Source organism: Streptosporangium nondiastaticum, assembly GCF_003011965.1.
Lineage (GTDB): Bacteria > Actinomycetota > Actinomycetes > Streptomycetales > Streptomycetaceae > Streptomyces > Streptomyces nondiastaticus.
In genome coordinates this window covers 1-18,481 of the sequence record NZ_PXWG01000022.1, presented here as the reverse complement: position 1 = coordinate 18,481, position 18,481 = coordinate 1, and the positions used below count along the sequence as shown (strand labels likewise).

At 68.1% G+C, this 18,481-nt stretch carries 19 protein-coding genes; 11 read left to right on the top strand and 8 right to left on the bottom strand.

The genetic code is table 11. The features are described from left to right. Positions 1-25: 25 nt before the first annotated feature. From B7P34_RS12075 to B7P34_RS12045, 7 genes are all read left to right on the top strand, one after another. Entirely contained in the window at positions 26-1,198 is a 1,173-nt protein-coding gene (locus B7P34_RS12075; RefSeq protein WP_106675854.1) for an acyl-CoA dehydrogenase family protein, read from the top strand. Next, entirely contained in the window at positions 1,198-2,265 is a 1,068-nt protein-coding gene (locus B7P34_RS12070; protein WP_106675853.1) for an acyl-CoA dehydrogenase family protein, read from the top strand. The genes B7P34_RS12075 and B7P34_RS12070 overlap by 1 nt, the downstream gene beginning before the upstream one ends. Positions 2,266-3,326: 1,061 nt before the next feature. After that, the gene (locus B7P34_RS12065; protein ID WP_106675852.1) at positions 3,327-3,818 is read left to right on the top strand and encodes a DUF2975 domain-containing protein; all 492 of its coding nucleotides are present in this window, start codon (positions 3,327-3,329) and stop codon (positions 3,816-3,818) included. After that, on the top strand, positions 3,818-4,039 hold the full coding sequence (locus B7P34_RS12060) for a helix-turn-helix domain-containing protein (protein WP_106675851.1): 222 nt from the start codon (positions 3,818-3,820) through the stop codon (positions 4,037-4,039). Before B7P34_RS12065 ends, B7P34_RS12060 begins: the two co-directional genes overlap by 1 nt. A gap of 1,048 nt (positions 4,040-5,087) precedes the next feature. Further along, positions 5,088-5,618 carry an SMI1/KNR4 family protein gene (locus B7P34_RS12055; protein ID WP_106675850.1) on the top strand — a complete coding sequence of 177 codons (531 nt, stop codon included), beginning with the start codon at positions 5,088-5,090 and terminating at the stop codon, positions 5,616-5,618. Between the two features lie 408 nt (positions 5,619-6,026). Next, positions 6,027-7,031, top strand: a complete 1,005-nt coding sequence (locus B7P34_RS12050; RefSeq protein ID WP_223267764.1) for a hypothetical protein — start codon at positions 6,027-6,029, stop codon at positions 7,029-7,031. Continuing rightward, the gene (locus B7P34_RS12045; protein ID WP_106675849.1) at positions 7,028-7,765 is read left to right on the top strand and encodes an HAD family hydrolase; all 738 of its coding nucleotides are present in this window, start codon (positions 7,028-7,030) and stop codon (positions 7,763-7,765) included. Before B7P34_RS12050 ends, B7P34_RS12045 begins: the two co-directional genes overlap by 4 nt. Before the next feature lie 31 nt (positions 7,766-7,796). Here B7P34_RS12045 and B7P34_RS12040 read toward each other — a convergent pair whose 3' ends face one another. The 3 genes from B7P34_RS12040 to B7P34_RS12030 all read right to left on the bottom strand — a co-directional run bounded on the left by B7P34_RS12040 (position 7,797) and on the right by B7P34_RS12030 (position 10,161). Continuing rightward, entirely contained in the window at positions 7,797-8,294 is a 498-nt protein-coding gene (locus B7P34_RS12040; protein ID WP_106675848.1) for a hypothetical protein, read from the bottom strand. A gap of 230 nt (positions 8,295-8,524) precedes the next feature. After that, positions 8,525-9,661: a hypothetical protein gene (locus B7P34_RS12035; RefSeq protein WP_106675847.1), complete on the bottom strand. Its 1,137-nt coding sequence runs from the start codon at positions 9,659-9,661 to the stop codon at positions 8,525-8,527. A 92-nt stretch (positions 9,662-9,753) separates the two neighbouring features. Beyond that, positions 9,754-10,161 (bottom strand): Imm63 family immunity protein, encoded by a 408-nt coding sequence (locus tag B7P34_RS12030; RefSeq protein ID WP_106675846.1) that lies wholly within the window; start codon positions 10,159-10,161, stop codon positions 9,754-9,756. Positions 10,162-10,374: 213 nt separating this feature from the next. Here B7P34_RS12030 and B7P34_RS12025 point away from each other — a divergent pair, with 213 nt between their 5' ends. After that, positions 10,375-10,599, top strand: coding sequence for a hypothetical protein (locus tag B7P34_RS12025; protein ID WP_106675845.1), 225 nt, complete (start codon positions 10,375-10,377; stop codon positions 10,597-10,599). 775 nt (positions 10,600-11,374) lie between these two features. Then, positions 11,375-12,493, top strand: a complete 1,119-nt coding sequence (locus tag B7P34_RS12020) for a methyltransferase domain-containing protein (RefSeq protein WP_106675844.1) — start codon at positions 11,375-11,377, stop codon at positions 12,491-12,493. A 287-nt stretch (positions 12,494-12,780) separates the two neighbouring features. Here the strand turns inward: B7P34_RS12020 and B7P34_RS36730 are convergent, their stop codons facing one another. From B7P34_RS36730 to B7P34_RS12010, 3 genes are all read right to left on the bottom strand, one after another. Beyond that, positions 12,781-12,975, bottom strand: a complete 195-nt coding sequence (locus B7P34_RS36730; protein WP_146166801.1) for a hypothetical protein — start codon at positions 12,973-12,975, stop codon at positions 12,781-12,783. Then, positions 12,968-13,279: a hypothetical protein gene (locus B7P34_RS12015; protein WP_106675843.1), complete on the bottom strand. Its 312-nt coding sequence runs from the start codon at positions 13,277-13,279 to the stop codon at positions 12,968-12,970. The genes B7P34_RS36730 and B7P34_RS12015 overlap by 8 nt, the downstream gene beginning before the upstream one ends. A gap of 78 nt (positions 13,280-13,357) precedes the next feature. Continuing rightward, positions 13,358-14,236 carry a hypothetical protein gene (locus B7P34_RS12010; RefSeq protein WP_223267763.1) on the bottom strand — a complete coding sequence of 293 codons (879 nt, stop codon included), beginning with the start codon at positions 14,234-14,236 and terminating at the stop codon, positions 13,358-13,360. Positions 14,237-14,405: 169 nt separating this feature from the next. Here B7P34_RS12010 and B7P34_RS12005 point away from each other — a divergent pair, with 169 nt between their 5' ends. Continuing rightward, a complete protein-coding gene (locus B7P34_RS12005; RefSeq protein WP_146166800.1) occupies positions 14,406-14,792 on the top strand; it encodes a hypothetical protein in 387 nt (128 codons plus the stop codon). 518 nt (positions 14,793-15,310) lie between these two features. Here B7P34_RS12005 and B7P34_RS12000 read toward each other — a convergent pair. Beyond that, on the bottom strand, positions 15,311-15,808 hold the full coding sequence (locus B7P34_RS12000) for a hypothetical protein (RefSeq protein ID WP_146166799.1): 498 nt from the start codon (positions 15,806-15,808) through the stop codon (positions 15,311-15,313). A 1,993-nt stretch (positions 15,809-17,801) separates the two neighbouring features. On the opposite strand from B7P34_RS12000, the gene B7P34_RS39705 reads away from it, so the two are divergent. Beyond that, a complete protein-coding gene (locus B7P34_RS39705) occupies positions 17,802-18,011 on the top strand; it encodes a TfoX/Sxy family protein (RefSeq protein ID WP_223267762.1) in 210 nt (69 codons plus the stop codon). An 82-nt stretch (positions 18,012-18,093) separates the two neighbouring features. Here the strand turns inward: B7P34_RS39705 and B7P34_RS37450 are convergent. Continuing rightward, positions 18,094-18,481: hypothetical protein (locus B7P34_RS37450; protein WP_223267761.1), on the bottom strand; the 388-nt coding region annotated here is incomplete at its 5' end.

The window sequence follows — 18,481 nt, the reverse complement described above, 5'->3', positions numbered from 1 at the left end:
TCACCAACCCGGGAGCGAATCATCCATGTCTCCTGCGACACCTTCACCGATCGCATTCCCCGATGTCATCCTGCCTCAATCGGCCAGCCAGCTCCGCACCGAGGTCCGTTCCTTCCTCGACGAGGAGCGCGCCCGCGGCACCGTGCTCGGCCGTCCTGACTCCTGGCTGGCCGGCTGGGACCCCGGCTTCAGCCGCCGCCTCGCCGAGCGCGGCTGGGTCGGCATGGCCCTGCCCACCGAGTACGGCGGCGCCGGACGCGGCTTCCTCGAGCGCTACGTGGTGATCGAGGAACTGCTCGCCGCCGGCGCCCCGGTCAGTGCCCACTGGGTCTCCGACCGGCAGGCCGGCCCGTCCGTCCTCGAGCACGGCACCGACGAGCAGCGCCGCTTCTTCCTGCCCCGGATCGCCGCCGGGCAGTGCTTCTTCTCCATCGGCATGAGCGAGAAGGGCAGCGGATCCGACCTCGCCTCGGTCGCCACCCGCGCCGAACGCACCACCACCGGCGGCTGGCGGCTGACCGGCACCAAGATGTGGACCGGCGGCGCCCACGCCAACGACTACGCCATCGTGCTGGCCCGTACCGACGAGACCGAGGACAAGCACGCCGGCCTCAGCCAGTTCATCGTCGACCTGCGCGCCCCGGGCGTGCGGATCGAGCCGATCCGGCTGATGAGCGGAGAGCACCGCTTCAACGCCCTCCACCTCGAAGGAGTCGAACTCCCCGGCAGCATGCTGCTCGGGCGGCGAGGCGACGGCTGGAAGCAGGTCACCGGCGAGCTCGCCTTCGAACGCAGCGGCCCGGAACGCTACCTGTCCACCTTTCCCCTGCTGGTTTCCCTGCTCCGCGAACTCGAACAGCGCTCCGTCACGGCCGAGCAGCTCACCCATGTCGGCATCCTGACCGCCCGCCTGCACAGCATCCGACGGCTCTCCCTCGGCGTGGCCGCCTCACTGGACGCCGGAGCCCCGGCCGACATCCGGGCCGCCCTGGTCAAGGACCTCGGCACCCGCCTGGAAGGCACGCTGACCGAGACCGTCCGCAGCGTCCTGCCGACCCCGGCCGACCCGCACGCCACCCCCGGCAGTCACCCCGAACTCCTCGCCTTCGCCCTGCTGCACAGCCCCGGATACACACTGCGCGGCGGCACCAACGAAATCCTTCGCGGCATCATCACCCGTGGTCTGGAGCAGCACTGATGAACGCCCACACGATCGACACCAGCGCCCCTGTCATCTGCGCCGACGCCTACGACGCCACCGTCTTCTACGCCGACCCCGACGCCATCGCCGTCGTCGCCCACACCACCGCGGCAGATGCCGTGGCCCTCCCGCACCCGGACGCCTCCACCGCAGAACTCCTCGCCGCAGCCCAGGAAGCAGGTCGCCGCGCCGTCCCCGCCCCGTTCGCCGAAACCGCCCTGGTCGCCCGCCCGTTGCTGCGGCGCGCCCGCCTCCCCATCCCGGACGGCCCGCTCAGCTACGCTCTCGCCCCCGACCTGACGATCCGCTACGCCCACCCTGCCGCCTCGGGCGTCGGCTCGGCCGGCTGCTCGGGCGACGACGACGCCCTGCTGGTCACCGGCACTCTGCGCCGCGTCCCCTGGGCCCGCGCCGCCGGCGCCGTGGTCGTCCTGGCGACCGCCCCTTTCGGCCCCGTCCTGTTCACCCTCACCCCGGACCAGGCCGTCCTCACCCCCGGTGCCAACCTCGCCGGGGAACCTCGCGACGACCTGCACCTCGCCGCCCTCGAGATCCCCGCCTCACAGGTCCGGCGGGTTCCTCCGGACTTGCTGGAGGAAGCCGGGCTCCGCGCGGCCCTGGCCCGATCGGCCCTGATCGCCGGAGCCGCCGAACGCTGCGTCGGACTGACGGTCGCCCACACCACCGCCCGCACCCAGTTCGGCCGCCCGCTCAGCCGCTTCCAGGCCGTCAAGCAGGAAGAGGCACGGCTGATCGAAGAGACCGCCCTGGTACGCGCCGCCGTCCAGGCCGCCGCCGCACCGCTGGACACCGGCGTCCCGGCCGCACGGTTCGCCGTCGCCGCCGCCAAGACCCAGGCATCCGCCTCCGCCGCCGAGATCGCCCGCATCGCCCACCAGCTCCACGGCGCCATCGGCACCACCCGGCTCAACCCGCTCCACCTCGCCACCACCCGCCTGTGGTCCTGGCGCGACGAGGACGGCGACGAAACCCACTGGGCACGCCGCCTGGCCCGGCCCCTCACCGCCGCCAACCTCTGGCCCGCCCTCACTACTGAGCCCTGACCCCCTCGCTCCCGCCCCCTCCGCACTGCCGCCGACCGGCCCGCCCCGGTCGGCGGCTCGATCCCGTCGAGGGCACTGCAACCCGGCCCGGCACTCCGTGCCCTCCCGCCTGGGCGATGCCCGGCAGGATTCGCGGAAGATCCCACCGCTCGCGTGCGTCACCACACCGGGACACACCGCCCGGCCGCTGCGCGATCCGTCGTGGCTTCGTGGCTCCGTAGCTCCGTGGCGCAGGCGGTTCACCGGTGAGGTACCACCGTGACCGGGCAGGCGGCCCGGTGCAGAGCGGCGTGGCGGCCGAGATGCAGGCCGAGCAGGTCCTGCGGCCGGGCCGACGCCGAGCACCAGCAGGCCGGCCCCGGCCACCTGGTCGAGCAGCACCCGGTGCGCCCGGGCCCTTCCAGCACGGTGCGAATGACTGGTGCCCCGGGTACTCGGCTGAGGCCTCCTCCAGCACTTCGCCCAGGACGCACCGGCCTGACGCACACCGGCTTGGTGATCCGCCGATGCCGCCGCGACTGCCCGGAGCGGAGCGTCTTCTTCGCCGCGCGCCGCGGCTCGTCACTCCCGTCCGCATACAACGAGCGGTAGACCGTCTCGTGCGCCACCGTCATGAGGCTGCCGCCGGCGTGCGTCATGCGCAGGTACCCGGAGCTCTGCTCGGGGCTCCATCCCTGGTCGAGGAACTCCTGGATCTCGGTCCTCAGCGTGTGGTTCTTCGCAATCGTTGTCGGTTTCGGACGGGACCTGCCCTGTCCTCGTCCAGGGATACAGCGTTATGCGGGTGGTATCACGGGAGTTTCCGCGATGCCCTCCCCAAGGGGGTGCTCCCCACGTGCGCGGGGGTGGACGAGATTTTGGCGTCGTTGTGTGGTGTCCGGTGAATGGCTTGGCGGGTCGGTTTGGTCAAGGTCGGAAGCCGTCGGGTCACGCGATGTCGTAGGAGGGGATGGAGGGACCATGTCATGCAGCGAGGCTGCAGCCGCTCTCCGGCTCACCCTTCTTGCTCAATCTATCGACATTCGATAGATTTCTGTCGTAGTTCGATGGGAGGATGAGCGATGGGAAAGCTGGCAGTGCGCGCGCTGCGTACCGTGCTCGTGGTGGTGCTCACCGGCACCGTGTGCGTGCAGGCGTTGATGGTGTGGGTGTTGGTCAGCGGGAGCGACCCGGAGGACGGGTCGCTCCCGCTGACATCGCTGCGCGTGATCACGATCCTGGGCATCGGGGCGGCCCAGGTCGCCCTGGTCTGTGTATGGCGGCTTGTAACGATGGTGCGGCGCGGAACCGTGTTCTCCCACGCCGCCTTCCGGTACGTGGACGTCATCATCGGCGCGATTGTTGCGGCTGCTCTCCTATGGTTCGCGGTCACGGCCCTGAACGCGCCCGGCCAGCGGGACGACCCGGGCGTCACCCTCATCATGGGCGGTATCGGCGTGGCCATCCTGGGAGTCGCGCTCATCGTGCTCGTGCTGCGGATGCTGCTCGCCCAGGCCGTCGCCCGCGACGCCGAAGCGGCGCAGATGCAGGCCGAGCTGGACGAGGTGATCTGATGCCGATCGTCGTCGACATCGACGTGATGCTGGCCAGACGGAAGATGTCCGTGGGCGAACTCGCAGACCGTGTAGGGATCACGCCCGCCAACCTGGCCGTACTCAAGAACGGCCGCGCCAAGGCGGTGCGCTTCTCGACGCTCGCCGCGCTCTGCGAGGTACTCACGTGCCAGCCGGGCGACTTGCTGCGCTGGGAGTCCGAGGACACCGCGGGCGAATGAACCGTGTCGACTGACGCGTCATCGCCCATCCAGCCCGCCTTTGGCTAACTCCGCGAGCATCCCGGGGTATTGATGGCCTGAAGGAATTGATGCTAGGAGTGCGAATGGGTCTCGGACCGAAGTCCAAAAGCCCTGCTGCGCGAGCAGGGCCTGGCCGCGGCCGGCTTCGGCCAGGCCGCCTGACCCCGCCCAGAGGGCGGTCATCCTGACTCTGTGGTGCCGTAGGTGTGGGGTATAGGGGTTACCGGGACCCGGACGGCGATTCTTGCCCGGTAGCCATGCGGCACTCTGGAGCGTGTCGGGCAGTTTGTCCGGCAATGTGTAGGTGTTTCTGAGGGGTCCAGTGTAGGAAGAGCGCGCGGACGCCGATGGAAGCCAAGGGCTCGCAGGCTTGCTGCATTCAGCATCCCGGTCTGGTTCAGGCTCGGCCGGTACATCAGGCGCCGGGTTCCGCCGGGGTGGATGGAGGGGGCAAGAGTGCCCTGATCGAGGGCTGACAGGTCATCACTGGCCGGGACTCCGGTTTCGATCCGCCTCAGGCCTTGATGGCACGGGCCTTCGAACAGGACGCTGCGGAGTCGGGAGAGGGCGACGGGGCACGTGGCGTGCCGGTCAGGCATCCGCGGTCGGCTGCCTTCGTGAGGGGGCAGGGAGAGCATCCACCTCATGACGTTGCAGCGCACCGGGTCGAACAGAACGGCTGCTTCGGCGTTGTGGACAAGCACGTCCCTTCCGAAGGTGGAGCAACAGCCTGAAGCCAGACGTGTCGGTGTGGCAGCCGGAGGCGATGCGCCACGCGAAGTCGAAGGACAGCAACAGCTGACTGGTGGCGGCGGGCTGACTCAAGCACGTACGGGTCGCGCGCGGGAGCGGGCACACGTCGGCATGGCTGCTGCAGATCCCGCTCACCTAGCCGGGCCCGGCCGGGGCAGCGACGGGTGAGCGCCGCTGGGACACTGGCACGCCGACAACGTCTGCTCCGGCTGGGCGGCGCGGGTCTGACAGCATCCACTCATGACTTCTTCCATTTGCCGAATCTTGGTCGCGGATAGAGACGTGGCTGGCTCAGCATGCTCCAGTCACCTACGCCGACCTGGCTTCCCCTGCCGACCCGGCAGCACGTACCGCGACCGAGAAGGTGATCGGTATGCCGCTGCCCGCACCGCTGGCCGAGTCCCTGCTGCGCCATGACGGAACGGACTTCCGGACGCTCTTTCCTTCGGGATGGCATCTCCTCAGCGCCAAGGAGATCGCTGACACCTGGGCGCTGCGCACCAAGATCGCCGGGAGCGATGCGGACGATGTCCACGATGACCCTGCTGCGGAGTTCGGGCCGTGGTGGGACCGCCGTTGGGTCCCCTTCGCGAGTGATGGAAGCGGCAACCACCTGGTGATTGACCAGTTCGGCAGGATCGGCGACGCCTGTCATGAGGACGGCTGCCGCTTTGACCCCCACCCGATGTGGTCCTCGCTCCCGGAACTGTTCGCCCAGGTTGCCTCGACCCTGGAAACCGGCAACGCACTCCACTACTACGAGCGGAACGTCGATGACGGAGAACTGGACTGGGAGATCGTCTGATCGTGTCGTCTGGCCTGTACTGACAAGCAACGATGACACCCAGGGCACCACACGATGAAGCGCCAAGTTTCTGAGAGGACAGCCGATCCAATGACGACTCCGCCGCCCGACCAGGCGCCCCGGACCCCATCTCCGCCCTATGGCGCGTCGCAGCAGTGGCCGACGCACCCGCAGCCCGTCATGTGGGGACCGCCGCCGGCCGCACCAGCACCCCGCAAGATCGGGCCTTGGGCGATCACCGGAATCGTCGTCGGAGCACTGGCCGGTGTCGTTGCTCTGGGCACGCTCGTTCTCCTGGCCTTCGGCGGGAATGACCAGCCGGCCCGGACATCGACTCCGGCCCCCAACGGAGCCGACCGCGGCGACTCACGCAACAGGGAAAGCTCTCCCACGAGATACCGGCTCTCCGTGCCGTCCTCTCTTCTGGGCGGTGACTACACCATCGAGAAAGACCTCAGCCGAATGCTGGACAACGGCATAGCAGGCAAGCGCAGCGACGGCAACGAACGGAACATGAAGGGAGCCGCCGGCCAGTACACCAACGCCTCCGGTCAAGGACCGCAGACCCTCGTCGTCTCCGCCCTCTACGGCGATGCCCGGGCACACCTGAAGGTGCTCCTCGGGCTGGTGAAACACGGAACCTACGACGAAAAAATGGGACGCCGACTTGCCGCAGTGACCGCGGACACCGCCATCCAGACCGGCTGGTACACCTTTGACAGCGGCACGCACACCGAAGCACAGCACCTTCTCCTTGGCGCCCTGCGAGCGGCTCACGCATCCGGCGACTCCCGCCTCAAAGCCGCCGCCCTGTCCTTCCTGGCCACCCACAGCTACTCCGTCGGGGACCCACGCGACGCGATCACTGCCGCACGCACTGCCCGCACGAGCATCAGCGACCAGGACTCACCCGCCCTGCACGCCATGCTCCTGACCCGCCAAGCCCGCGGACACGCCCGCCTACGCGAAGACCGGCACGCCCTCGCTGCCCTTGACGAAGCGGAAGAGTGGCGCATGCGAGGCCCGGGAGAACACGATCCTCACTGGCTCTACTGGATCAACAAGGGTGAGATCCTCGGCCAGCGAGGCAGCTGCTACCTGGAACTCGCCCGCCCCGCCAAAGCGGCCGCATCCTTCGCTGAAGCGCGCGGAGCCCTCAACCAGGACGACATCCGCACCCGGGCCCAGTTCCTCTCCCGCGCCGCCACCGCTCAGATGCGAGCGGGAGACGTCGATGCCGGCTGCGCCACAGGCCAGGAAGTCCTGACACTGGTAGACGGCATCCATTCCGCACGCCTGGACGAACACCTCCACTCCATGCTCCAAGAAGCACGCCGATACAACACCACCGCCCCGGCACGCTCCCTCCTGGAACGCGGGCGCACCGTCATAAAGGAACGAACCACCCGATGATCTTGGTGCTGTGGGACATCGACCGGACCCTCCTCTACGTTGGCGATACCGACCGGCTCGTCTACCGCGAGATCTTTGAAGAGGTCATAGGCCATCCGCCACAGGTGCTGCCGGAACGAGGCACCGGCGTCACCATGCCCGCCGCGGTCCGCGAGCTCCTCCTCACCAACGACTGCCCTGCAGCCGACCAGCTCGTCACACAGATCACCGACAAGATGCCGGCGCAGCTCAGCCGTCACAAAGCGGAGCTCCGCACAAACGGGCGCCTGATGCCAGGAGCGGTGGCGGCGCTCCGCGCAGTACACCAGGCCCCCCACCTCATCCCGACCGTGGTCACCGGCAACCTCAGGGGCAGCGCGGAGATCAAGCTGGAGACATTCGGGCTGACCGGATACCTCGACACGGACTTGGGAGGCTATGCCTCAGACGACGCCCACCGGCCGGCACTGGTACGCATCGCCCAACAGCGAGCCGAAGCGGCGTACGGGCAGGAATTCACCCGGAACAACACGGTCATCATCGGAGATTCGCTCCAGGACGTCCGCACCGGCATCGAGGGAGGTGCCAGGGTCATCGCTCTCGCCTCCGGGACAACCACAGCCTCAAGCCTGAAGGACGCAGGAGCCGACCACGTCATCCCCGACCTCACCGTTCACGAGGCTCCTCGCACTCCTCGACAGCCCAACAGCCTGAGCGGTACCAGACCCGCCATGGCTTCGCCGTGGGCCCGCTGAGCCGGGCCCCCGAAGCAGAGCCTCACCGCGTTTACGTGTGGGACCGGACCATGTTTGGCGATCTCACCACCGTGTCGGGTGAGTCGAGCCAGACATGATGGCGTCCCGCACCGTCGACGGATACCCCGAAGCGGGTCAGTTCGGGCCTTCCCGTCTCTTCCCACCATGTGCGGGCGCTGGTGATCTCCGACCACAGGGACCGGGGCCCCTGCTGGAGAACGGCGTCGGGGTCATTCCAGCCTTCGCAGTACACGGAGGCGAACGACTCGTGACCATCCCACAGCAGGATGCGCCGGTCATCTCCAGCGCCGGCTCGCCGCATGGTCAGGCCCGGGATCTGCAGGCCGATGGCAAAGGTGGCGTGCAGGCTGTCGTCGAGGACCTGATTGGGTGCGGCCGTTGAAGCGGAGCAGCGGGGTTCGCCCAATTGTGGCGGTTTGCCGTTGGGGCCGCGGTGCGAGCGCAGCCACATGTAGCTGGCGGTGTGGACGAAACGGCCGCTCGCCGTGCCGTTGCGGCTGACGGTCACGCCCTGTGGCGCACGCCTGCATATGGGGACCGGACAGCCGTGCTTGAGGACGGCGTATCCGATCAGGGGGCGCTCTGCTCGACGGCCAGCTCGACTGCGACAATCGGGGCCAAGTACAGGGCAGCGGCACTCACTTCCCAGGAATGGGTGCGACTGCCCGGATGCGGCGGCGGCGGATCGCTGGCGCGTACCAGCCGGTGGCGCAGCAGAGACCGAGATGCCACCGCAGCTCAGGGGATGGGGACGCCAGCGGAGACGACCGCGTGGTGGGGATGACTCTTCCACTGGTCGGCCTTGGCCATGAGCGCGCCGAGAAGCCGGCCGGCTTCACCCGTGTCGCCCGCTTGCACGGCGTTGGCGTAGTTCCGGCTGAGGCTCCAAAGCTCGCGCCCTACCTCCCAGTCGTACCCCTCCGGGCGTTGCTTCTCATCCTCGGTTTGGCGGTCGCGAATGAATCGGTACACCCGTTCGCCCATCTGCAGATCCAGCGGCGCTCCTGCCAACGCGATCAGGTCGGTGCGCTGGTGTTCGAGGTCGGTGACGCCTTTGAGGCCCGCCGTGACCGTGTACCGGGTATACGCCCCGTTGGGCTCCGGCTCGTGGGTCAGCTGCCAGCTGTCCGCGAAGCCCCAGCTGCCCCCTGTGTAGACGCCCTTGATCCTGCCGTCCACCGTCCCGACGGCGTCGAAGGGGCCGCGCTGCCAGCAGAAAGTCCAGTGGGTGCGGTACCAGGCGTCCAGTTGCTCCGGGGCGGCCAGGAAGCGCTCGCCGCTCGGGTCTTCGGGGTCGGCGATGAGATCATCGGGCCGGTCGTCCCCGGCGGTCAGGGCGATGAGGCCCGAGGCGTCGGCCTCGGCAGCGGCCGGGTACGTCCGGCCGTGGTGGACCGCGTAGGCCTTGGGGCGGAAGTGGTCGACCTCGTCCAGACGCCGCACCAGGGCGTGCAGGGGCTGGATCAAGTCCTTACGGTGCATCTTCAGCTCGGTGACCTCGTCACGCGGGAAGACGCCGTAGTAAGTGACGGCCAGACGCTTGAGGTGTTCCTTGGCGAAGCGTTCGTCGGAGCCGAGATAGTCGCCCGAGTAGGCGGAGGTCGTGGCACGGGTGCACTTGAAGAGCTCGCCGCGCCAGCGGAACGACCAGTGCACGGCATCCCAGGCGTCCAGGCGCTCCGGCGCAACCGGGTATCCCACCGACCCGTCGGCGGCCTCGCGCGGCGTGAGTCCGTCGGGCGCGGGGTGGCCCGGCTCGGGCAGCAGCTCGGCGCACGGCCACAGCCTCGCAGCGGCACGGGCCCGGTAGAGCTCACCGCGGAAGACGGCGACCTCGCCCTTGACCGGGAAGCGGAAACCTGCAGGTGTAGTCATCTTTTTCTACAAAATCCTTCGTGCTTGTTCAAGACACCGACGGCCTCTTCGGTGGCGCCGGCTCGCCGATAGCCCCTTGGTCACTGATGCCGTCAGCCGAACGCGGGTGAGTATGCGTCGTCGTACTCCGCCTGGGCCTGCACGGCCCAGGAGCCGTCAAGGCGCCGCAGGAGTTCGACCTGCTTGGCCAGTCGGTCGGTGCCGGTGACCTCACGCTCGGGGAAGCGGCTCCGCTGCTCCCACGCCCACTCCCCAGCCATCTGGAAGGTGACCTCGACGGCGAGCCAGTGCATGAGCTCGTCGATGCTGTCAGTGGTGCGGCGCTTGACCTCCCGGCCTGCCCGCTCCGCCACGATCCAGTGGAGGCCATCACCATCGATATCTACATACGTGGAGAAGTCGCTACAGGCGCTGAAGGCGATCACGCGCCGCACCGATACCTCAAGCTTGGCAGCTATGTCACGCGCGGCGGGCATCACATCCGAGACCGTTATCGTCATGCAGACGATTATTGCATGTGGTTGGACCAACGCTCCGGAGCCTGCCTCCTGTTCGACTCATCACTACCACTCCTTCGGGCAGTATCGTCCGATCCGGTCAGCTCGTTGACAGTGGTCGGTGCATGTTCTCCTGCACCCCGGCTTGACGGAGTCCGGCGCACAGGATCGAGTCCGTGCCATCCTGATGCAGCACACAGCGACGGAGGCGAGACGGTGACGGATCAGGGGACCACGGCCGAGACCACCAGTCGGGTCCGTGAGGAGACCAAGGCGCTGTTGCGGGACCGGTCGCGGCCGGAGCCCACGGCTGACGCCGATGTGCTGCGGGCGATGGCGGACGACGACAGGGAGTCCGTGGCCTTGATCTCCCGGGCCACCGCCCGCGGCTGCCACCTGGGCCCATTCGAGGTCGCCGCGTTCCAGCAGCGTCACGCGTGACTCGCCGTCCGGCTGCCGCACTTCGCCGACGACCCGGTCCTCGCCGCCAGCCTTGCCGCGGCGGCTGAAGGGTCGGTTGTCGCATGGCTGGACGCCCGTGAGCGCGCCGCGCGCGCCGGGCCGCCGTCGGCGTTGAAGGCGACGGCCAGCGCGCGCCCGGGGCGCCGCAGTGGTTGTGCCGATGCTGGACCTTGGCAGAGATCTCCACGGGCTCCTTCCAGGTGGGGGCATGTGTGCGGCGGGGACGTTGGATTAGGCGGCCATGGCGAGGTACTGCTTCTCGCGCTCCCGGTGGTAGGCGGCACGCTCGGCGATGTGCGCCTGGCGTTCGCGCAGCTCCCGCACTCCCGCTGGGTCTCGACTCGCTGTCCGGGTGCGCGGCCCTTTGCCGCGGCCAACCGCAGCGCGTCGGCGTCGGGCCGGGCAGTGTAACGCAGGGCCAGAGCCCGCAGGGCGGCGGAGGCGCGCCGCTCACTCAGTGGCGGAGGGCGCCGAGTGACCGGTAGTAGGGCTGGTGCGGACCGTGGCGGGCAGGTCGGCGGGCGTGGTGCTGGTGATGTCCGCAAGCGTGCTGTGGTCCCATCCGCCGCTGACGGCTCTCGTTCTGTAATTTCCTGGCCCACACAGCACCGCTCGACAGAAGGGACCACCGGCGATGGGTACGCATGGTGACGGCAAAGGCGGCGGGGAAGGCAACAAGAACCAGTCCAACAAGGAAAAGGACGGTCAGTGGAACAAACCGGTGACCGATCCTCCCAAGAAGAAGTGAGGCGGCATGAGCTCACCGGAACGGCTCCTGGAGATCCTCACCAACAAAGGGGCGGTTCTCCCGGAATGGAAGGACGCCGTAGCTTCGGTCGATCGCAAGCTGTTCGTGCCCGAGACCATCGAGGTCGACGACCGGCCACTCTCGCGCAGTGACCGGCCCGAACGGTGGCTGACCGTGGTCTACGGCGACCTGCCGCTCGTCACCCGGCTCAACGACGGCCAGGACCTGGGCGAGGACGCATACCGGCTACCGACGTCCTCGTCCTCCATGCCCTCGCTCATGCTGGAGATGCTCCAGCTGCTGGACGTGCATGAAGGACACCGGGTCATGGATGCCGGAGCCGGCACGGGCTACAACCTGGCCTGGCTCTCACACCGGCTCGGCTCCCAGAACGTCTTCGGCATGGACATCGACGCCGCGATCGTGGAACAGGCGATCAAGAACCTGCATGCAGCCGGATACACCCCACAGGTTATCTGCGGCGACGCCGAGAAGGGACACCCCGACGGCGCACCGTACGACCGGTGGATCGCGACCTTCACCGTCCCCGAAATCCCCTACGCATGGGTTGAGCAGACCCCGGCCGGACGTATCGTCGCCCCGTGGGGCGGGAGCTACCACGCGTACTCGTTCGCCGTCCTCAACACCCGCGACGGCATCGCCGAAGGCCGGTTCACGGGCTACCCGGCCTTCATGCGCACCCGAACCAACCGGCCCCCGCGTGGCTACCTGCGCGACTTCCTCCACCACCGAGACGAGGTCACCCGCAGTACCACCAGGCTCTCGCCCAGGGACCTGGAAGCCGAGTACGAAGCGAAATTCTCTATTGGCCTTGCCCTTCCCGATGCTAGGCCCCTGACCGTCGAGGCCGACGACGGCAGCGGCGAGGCCACCTTGTGGCTCCTCGCTGACGACCAGAAGTCATGGGCATCGGTGGACTACCTTCCCGGACACGACACCTTCGCCGTCGAGCAGTACGGACCACGGTGCCTGTGGGACGAGGTGGAAGCGGCATTCCGGCTCTGGGAGGAGCGCGGCCGGCCGGAACGCGACCGGGCCGGGATGACCGTCACCTCCGAGGGCCAGCACGTCTGGCTCGGCACCCCCGACAACATCATCAGCTGAGCCCAGCCGTACGGCGGCGGCCCCCTCGGTCACCGGGGAAGGAACCGGCACGGTCCGAGCGGGGCGCTCGGCCACGACCGATTACCCAACCTCCGCGCTGCCACCACGTCCCGCATGTATCACCCGAGTGGCCTTCCGGGCCGTGGTCCGGCGGCCCGGTGGCACTTTGTGCACCCGCTTGGTGAACGACTTGCCAGCCTGATTGTCACGCCAGCCCCCGGCACTGTTGCCCAGGCCGCTGCGCTACGCGGGCCGGCCAGAGGTCTGCCGGAGACCCAGACGGCTGCTCAGTGGCTGCAACGCTGGTCGTAGGCCGTAAGGGCAAGGTCCTTCATCGCCGCTTCGACCTGCTCGGCGTCCGTTCCTTGATCGATAGCTTCGAGCGCAGCGGCCGCGGCGAGCTGTACCGGGCGCGGCAGGGCGTCGAAGGCAGAGACTCGGTACGCGAGCGTGCGGCGCGCCTTTCGTTCCTCTTCACTCACGCCGCCGGGGACGAGGGAAGACCGCGGCCTGGTAGATGGCGATATGGGAGATGACCGCGTCGGCAATGCCTTGCGCGTATCCATCAGCCGACGCCTGCTGATTGCCGCGTGAGACGCAGACCCTGAACTGCCGGCGAGCAAGCCATGAACCGATCCCTGCCCCCAACCCAGCCGCTCCCGCGGCAACCACAGCCGCCATCCGGCCGCCCAGGAGCAGACCCACGCCAAAGCCACTCACAGACGCGCAGGTCACCAGCATCAGCGTGATCAGCAGATGGATGCGGGCGGCGAGCGGGACAGTCATCCTAGAAGTATGCACAGCACCCAGACGGCCGCTGCGCGCTCACAGTCACTCCAACCTTCGCCAGTCCCGTATCGGCACTCAGGCGCCACTCAAAGGAGACTCCCACGTCGGATCGTGTTGGGATCTTCTCGTGAGCTGGGCAAGCAGGTGCTCCGCCGTGGTGGAGGCAGTGTCTTGCGGCGCGCCAGCCTCACTCAGGGCGGCGGTGAGCCTTGCCGGGGCCGTATCTGGCAGGTCCGGGTCGGTCAGGAGGGGAAGGACCAGCAGGAGTCGGGCGGCCGAGTCCTTGACGCCTTCGCCCGTGGCCGGGGTGTCGGCGATGCGGATCAGTTCGTCCCACGACAGCCCGGTCCCCGAAAGGTCGCCTTCCCAGCTGGCGACGTGCTGGGCGTGACTCCGGCCTGGATGGGTGAGGAGGTAGTCAATGCCGTAGTCGCCGAGCAGGTTGCGGTAGATCACCACAACTCCGGGACCGCCCTGCGCCGGCGCCCGGAAGACCGGCCAGCGTTCGGGATCGAAGAGGACCTCGGACAAGTCATCGGCATCGGCGCCGTCATCGCCAAACCACTCCGGAACGTACGAAGCCCCCGGTTCATTGCCGCAGATCGCCATGAGGTAGTTCGACCAGAAACCTGGGCGAGGCAGCAGTGACTCGCCTGCAACGAGCGGGCCGTCGTCGTATCCCTTGATCAGCATCCTTGGATCCTGGCACCAGCCACTGACATAGCCCGATCCGGGACTCGTATGGGCGTGCCGCCGAGTTTTGGAACGGGTCGTAGGCTTTTCTTTATGGTCTGGCGTCGAATGAGATCGCTCATCCAGGAGTTCGCGGGACTTGGACACGACCTTCATTTGATCCGGGCGACCACTGATCGCGACGTGATCAACGGTGCCGAGCCACCCGCCCGGCAACCCGGTACCGGGCGGCGGGTACCGCTCGACCATGATGGTGGCCATGACGGACGAGACTGGCCCCGAATCGCTGGGCCTCTGTGTGGTGGCTAACGTGGCGCGGGAGACTAGCCATGGCGACGGCGGACTGGAGATCCGTACCGGACTGCGGCACTTCGCTCCTGGGGCCAAGGTCTGGATCGCACCGCTGAGGTGGGACGGAGGCAGCCCGAGCGTGCCTGTCGTCGGTCGGCGTCGGGGCAACAGCCGCCGCTACAGCGCGATGGTGATCCCGCGCCGGTTCCTGGAGAACTTTCGGGTCCGTGCCGTGTACAGCTCAGCACTGCTGAGCGCGCTCGGTGGTGGCCCGCTCTGGACGGAAGAGCGTGCGGAGAGCTACGTGCGGTACTGGGGCACGCCGAGGCTGGAAACGCAGGTTGAGGTCGAGGGCACGGACTACACTCGATGGGCCCCGCCGGTCACCGATCCTCCGCCTATGGAGCTGGAGTTCGAGAGCGCGACCTATCACCTGGCCCACTTCAACGCCAACCGGGCCCGCTACTCGCCCCTACCGCCGCCCCTGGAGCCGCCTCCGCCACCGGTCGGGCCGACCGGCTCCTGAGCTCGTTCTCCTGAGCTCGTTCTTCACGACCCCGCCTCGAACAATACTTCGAACGGGATTGTTTATTCGGGAGTTTGCCGGATGTGGACACGGCCTTCGAAAATCAGGGCGAGCGCAAGGTCTACCGCGTCGGTGCCCTCCGCGGCCGTGCCGAGGCTTACGACGCCGGCCCGGTTGCGTGCGTTCCCGGGGTCACACAGATCTCGGAGTCATGGTCACCGCGGAGGACCGCGCCCTTGCCTGCACCCAGGGAGGCATACGTGAACTGCCTGTCTGCGTAGGTGAGGTGGAGGGCCCGGGACGGGGCTTGCGTGAAAGTCGTCAACCGCAGGTCAGGGCGGGAGCGGGCTCCGGGGCCGGAACGCGTCGAGGGTGATCTGGGAACGGCCGGTCTGTCTTCGCTGGTCAGAAGCTGTTGGGCCGTCAGCGGCATGGCTGTGGGCCCGAGCCTCACTTCTGTGGGCATACAGGCTTCTGCGCGGCGCAGGTCGTTCTCTCCCGGGCCTTCCAGGGGGGCGTTATGCCGTGGCGCGGAGGTTCAGGATCTGGGAGGGGCCGCATCCGGTGGTCGGGATGAACCCGCCCCATGCGCATGCCCGTACGTGCACACGTCCGGACGGGGACAGTTCCCCTTCCGAAACCACCCGGTACGTCTGTGGCTGCTCCGTCGTGCAGTAGTGCCAGGAGGCCCGCCATGACTCGCTGTCGGAGCCGAACTGCCCGGCTGCCTTGGCCCGGCCTCCGAGGAAGGCTTCGGCGTTGCAGAAGGGCCGCAGGATGGCGTCGATCCCGTAGCGGTTCTCCCCGATGGAGTAGACACGGCCGGAGAGACTGACCCTGTAGTAGCGGCCCGCGCCCCCGTTGGAGACGTAGCCGACGCTGAAGGACTGCACTGCCGCGGATGCTTCCTGGGCGGGCAGTCCGCCGAGCGCCACAACGGTGGCTGCCAGCAGGCACCCCGCGGGGCGGGCCATGCTGCGGGCTGTTCGTCTGAAGAGGGAAGGAGCCCCGGGCATGTCGTGTCCTCCTGTCCGGCGGTCGGCGGTGGCTGTGCCGCTCTCTTCGGTCTGCTGTGCATGCGCCGGGGTGCTGGCGGTTGGTCCGGGGTGGCGGATGCCCGTTGCTCTGGGGCGGTGCTGGCGGTTATGGCCGCCTGTTCCCACTGGGCCTGCCGCTCTCTCAGAGAACAGGCGGCACAGCGATATTCGTGGGCAGCACGTCCACAGAGTTCGAGGGCCTCAGCGGCGACGGGAGGTAAGGACTGTGCGTCAGGGCTTCGACACTGCTGGCAGGGCCCAGGAGGCGGTCCTGTGCGTAGGACGGCTGGGCGCATGCGAGGCCGATGATGGTCATGGCGAGTACGGTGGACTTTCGGAACACTCGGCGGCCTTGCATCACGGCATCCCCTGCGATCATCCTCGCCGGCCCGGGTTCGGCCAGCAGGTTTCACTTTTTGGAAAACAGCGAGATTTATTTCCCATTATCCTGACGCCACTCCCCACCTTCGGGGGGCAATCCGAACGTTCCCGCCATTGAATCCACGGCGGCCCGTTCGGTCGCCTGGACGGAGAGAATGATCCGTATGCTCGGTGAGATGCGATCCCGCTCCCTGGACGGCCGGTGCCGTTGATCGTGCGGCCTGAGCCAAGCCGTGTGGACGCTCGTTCCCACTTACCCCTCGTGGGGTTGTCGCATCAGTCGCTTGGTATGAACCGTCGTGAGGGGTAGAGCCGTACCGGCCCAGCATCGGCGGGCTGGAGAAGGCCTAGGGGGTGGCTGTGCTCAAGCGTTTGTGTCTTCTGGTTGTGGCTGGCGTATTGGTGGCCGTGGCTCTGCCGGACCGGCATGGGCGGACCCGGCGGGCCTGACGTTCCTGTCCGATCTGCCGCATGTCGTAAGCGATGTGCTACCCGGGACCGGAGAGGCAGCGAGTGATATCTCCTCGGAACTCGGTGCCCTCATCGAAGGCCCTACCGGGCTGCTCTGAACGTGTCTTGACGCCAGGCGGCGGCAGCACTGAGCGTTGCCGCCGTGCTTCTAGGAGTCAGCCCGCCGTTAACGCCAATCCGTGATGCAGTTATGTCCTTGAACTGCTGGGCATCATCGCGCTGTTCCTGGACCTGCTGGGCCGAAATCCAGCTTTCAGAGCGGTCTTTCCGCTCTTCACAGCTCATCGTCCCTGGGAGGGGGAGTGATACCACAACCATGTACAGCAGCAGGAGATACGGCTGTTCGCCAGCGCGGGCGCAGTCGTGCGCGGGCACGCCTGATGGCCTGTACGGTCACCTTGGTGGCCATGGTGATGGGTGGGTTTGACCCTACTTCAGCCGCTGCGGCCACAGCTGGTGGGACCGTTTACTACTCCCATCCCGCCAGCGGATTTTCGCCGAATTCGTATGACGTGAGAGCCGACGTCAGGGTGACAAGCGTCGGCAGTGACCGGTACTCGCTCACCGTGTACTTGTACGGCGAGTGCCTCCGGGGCAGTTTCCTCGCACGTAATCCGGACATGGCCCTCGAGTACGGCGGCAGCGGTGAGTCGTGGAAGAGGATCGAGAGCCCCTGCGGCACAGGAAAAAGTGGCACGTCCTCTTCCACCTTCGAGGGCAGCGGTAGCGGCAGGCTGTCCGCTGACAAGCGGGTGCACCTAAGGGCTGGCGCCTGAGGCGGCAACGGCCTCGGAACGTGGGGCTGGGGAAGTAGAGCCATCGTCACGGTCTGAAAGCGTCGTTGCCGGGCATCGGTCAACCTGCACAATCCGCTGGCCTGCGCTTCCATGGCCATGCGTTGGCGCGCGGTGCCTTGCTCGGCTGGCTGCCCGCTGCGGTTCCCGGCCGTCGCCGTTGTGACGCCTGCCGGGAGCGCGGCCTTCATCCGGCGTGCGGACACGGCCGGTCGGCGCGCGGGTGTGCGCTGGGGCGGTTGGCGTGAGGGCCATGGGCGTACGGCGAGGTGCTGGCGAGCGGGCCGAGGAGCGGCTGGAGCCGGAGCGGGCGAGCGCGAAAGAAGATGTTCGGCGGGATCACTTTCCTCCTGCGGGGCAATGCGCTGGCCAAGGTGTACGAGGAGCGCCTGATGGTGCGGGTTGGGCCGGAGGGGATGGATGAGGCCCTGGCCCGGCCCGGCACCCGGCAGCTCGTCTTCCCGGCAAGGAGCGGAAGCGCTGGGCGGCCCTCGCAGAGGAGAGGCTCGACGACGGGGTCCTGGACGACTGGCTGAGATGGGCCATGGAGGTCACTACCGGACTCCCGCCCCAAGGGCCCTGCCCGCCGGAAGCCTTGTGCCGGGGACGTGCTCACGCTTACCCGGCACAGTCGTCGTGAGCCGCCCTGTCTGTTGCACCCGTGCCGCCGCTGTGCGGGCCGGGTCTGGCGAGGGCGCGGGCGGCGCGCAGCAGGCGCCGTCCGAACTGTTCGAGGTGGGGGGCGAGTTCGGGGGTGCCGGTGATGGCGTTGGTGGGGCCGAGGTCGATGCCGAGGAGTTGTTCGGCGATGCGGCGGGGGTCGTTGCCGGCGAGGTCGAGGGTGCTGGTGGTCTCGGTGAGGGGGTGGACGCGGCCGGAGAGGGAGTAGGTGCGGGCGCGGACGGTGGGGGCGTCGGTGGGGACGGTGGCGTGGAGGGTGTAGCGGGCGGGGGCTGCGGCCAGATGGTCGGCGACGTAGGCGGCCGGGTCGGGGGCGGGCAGTTCA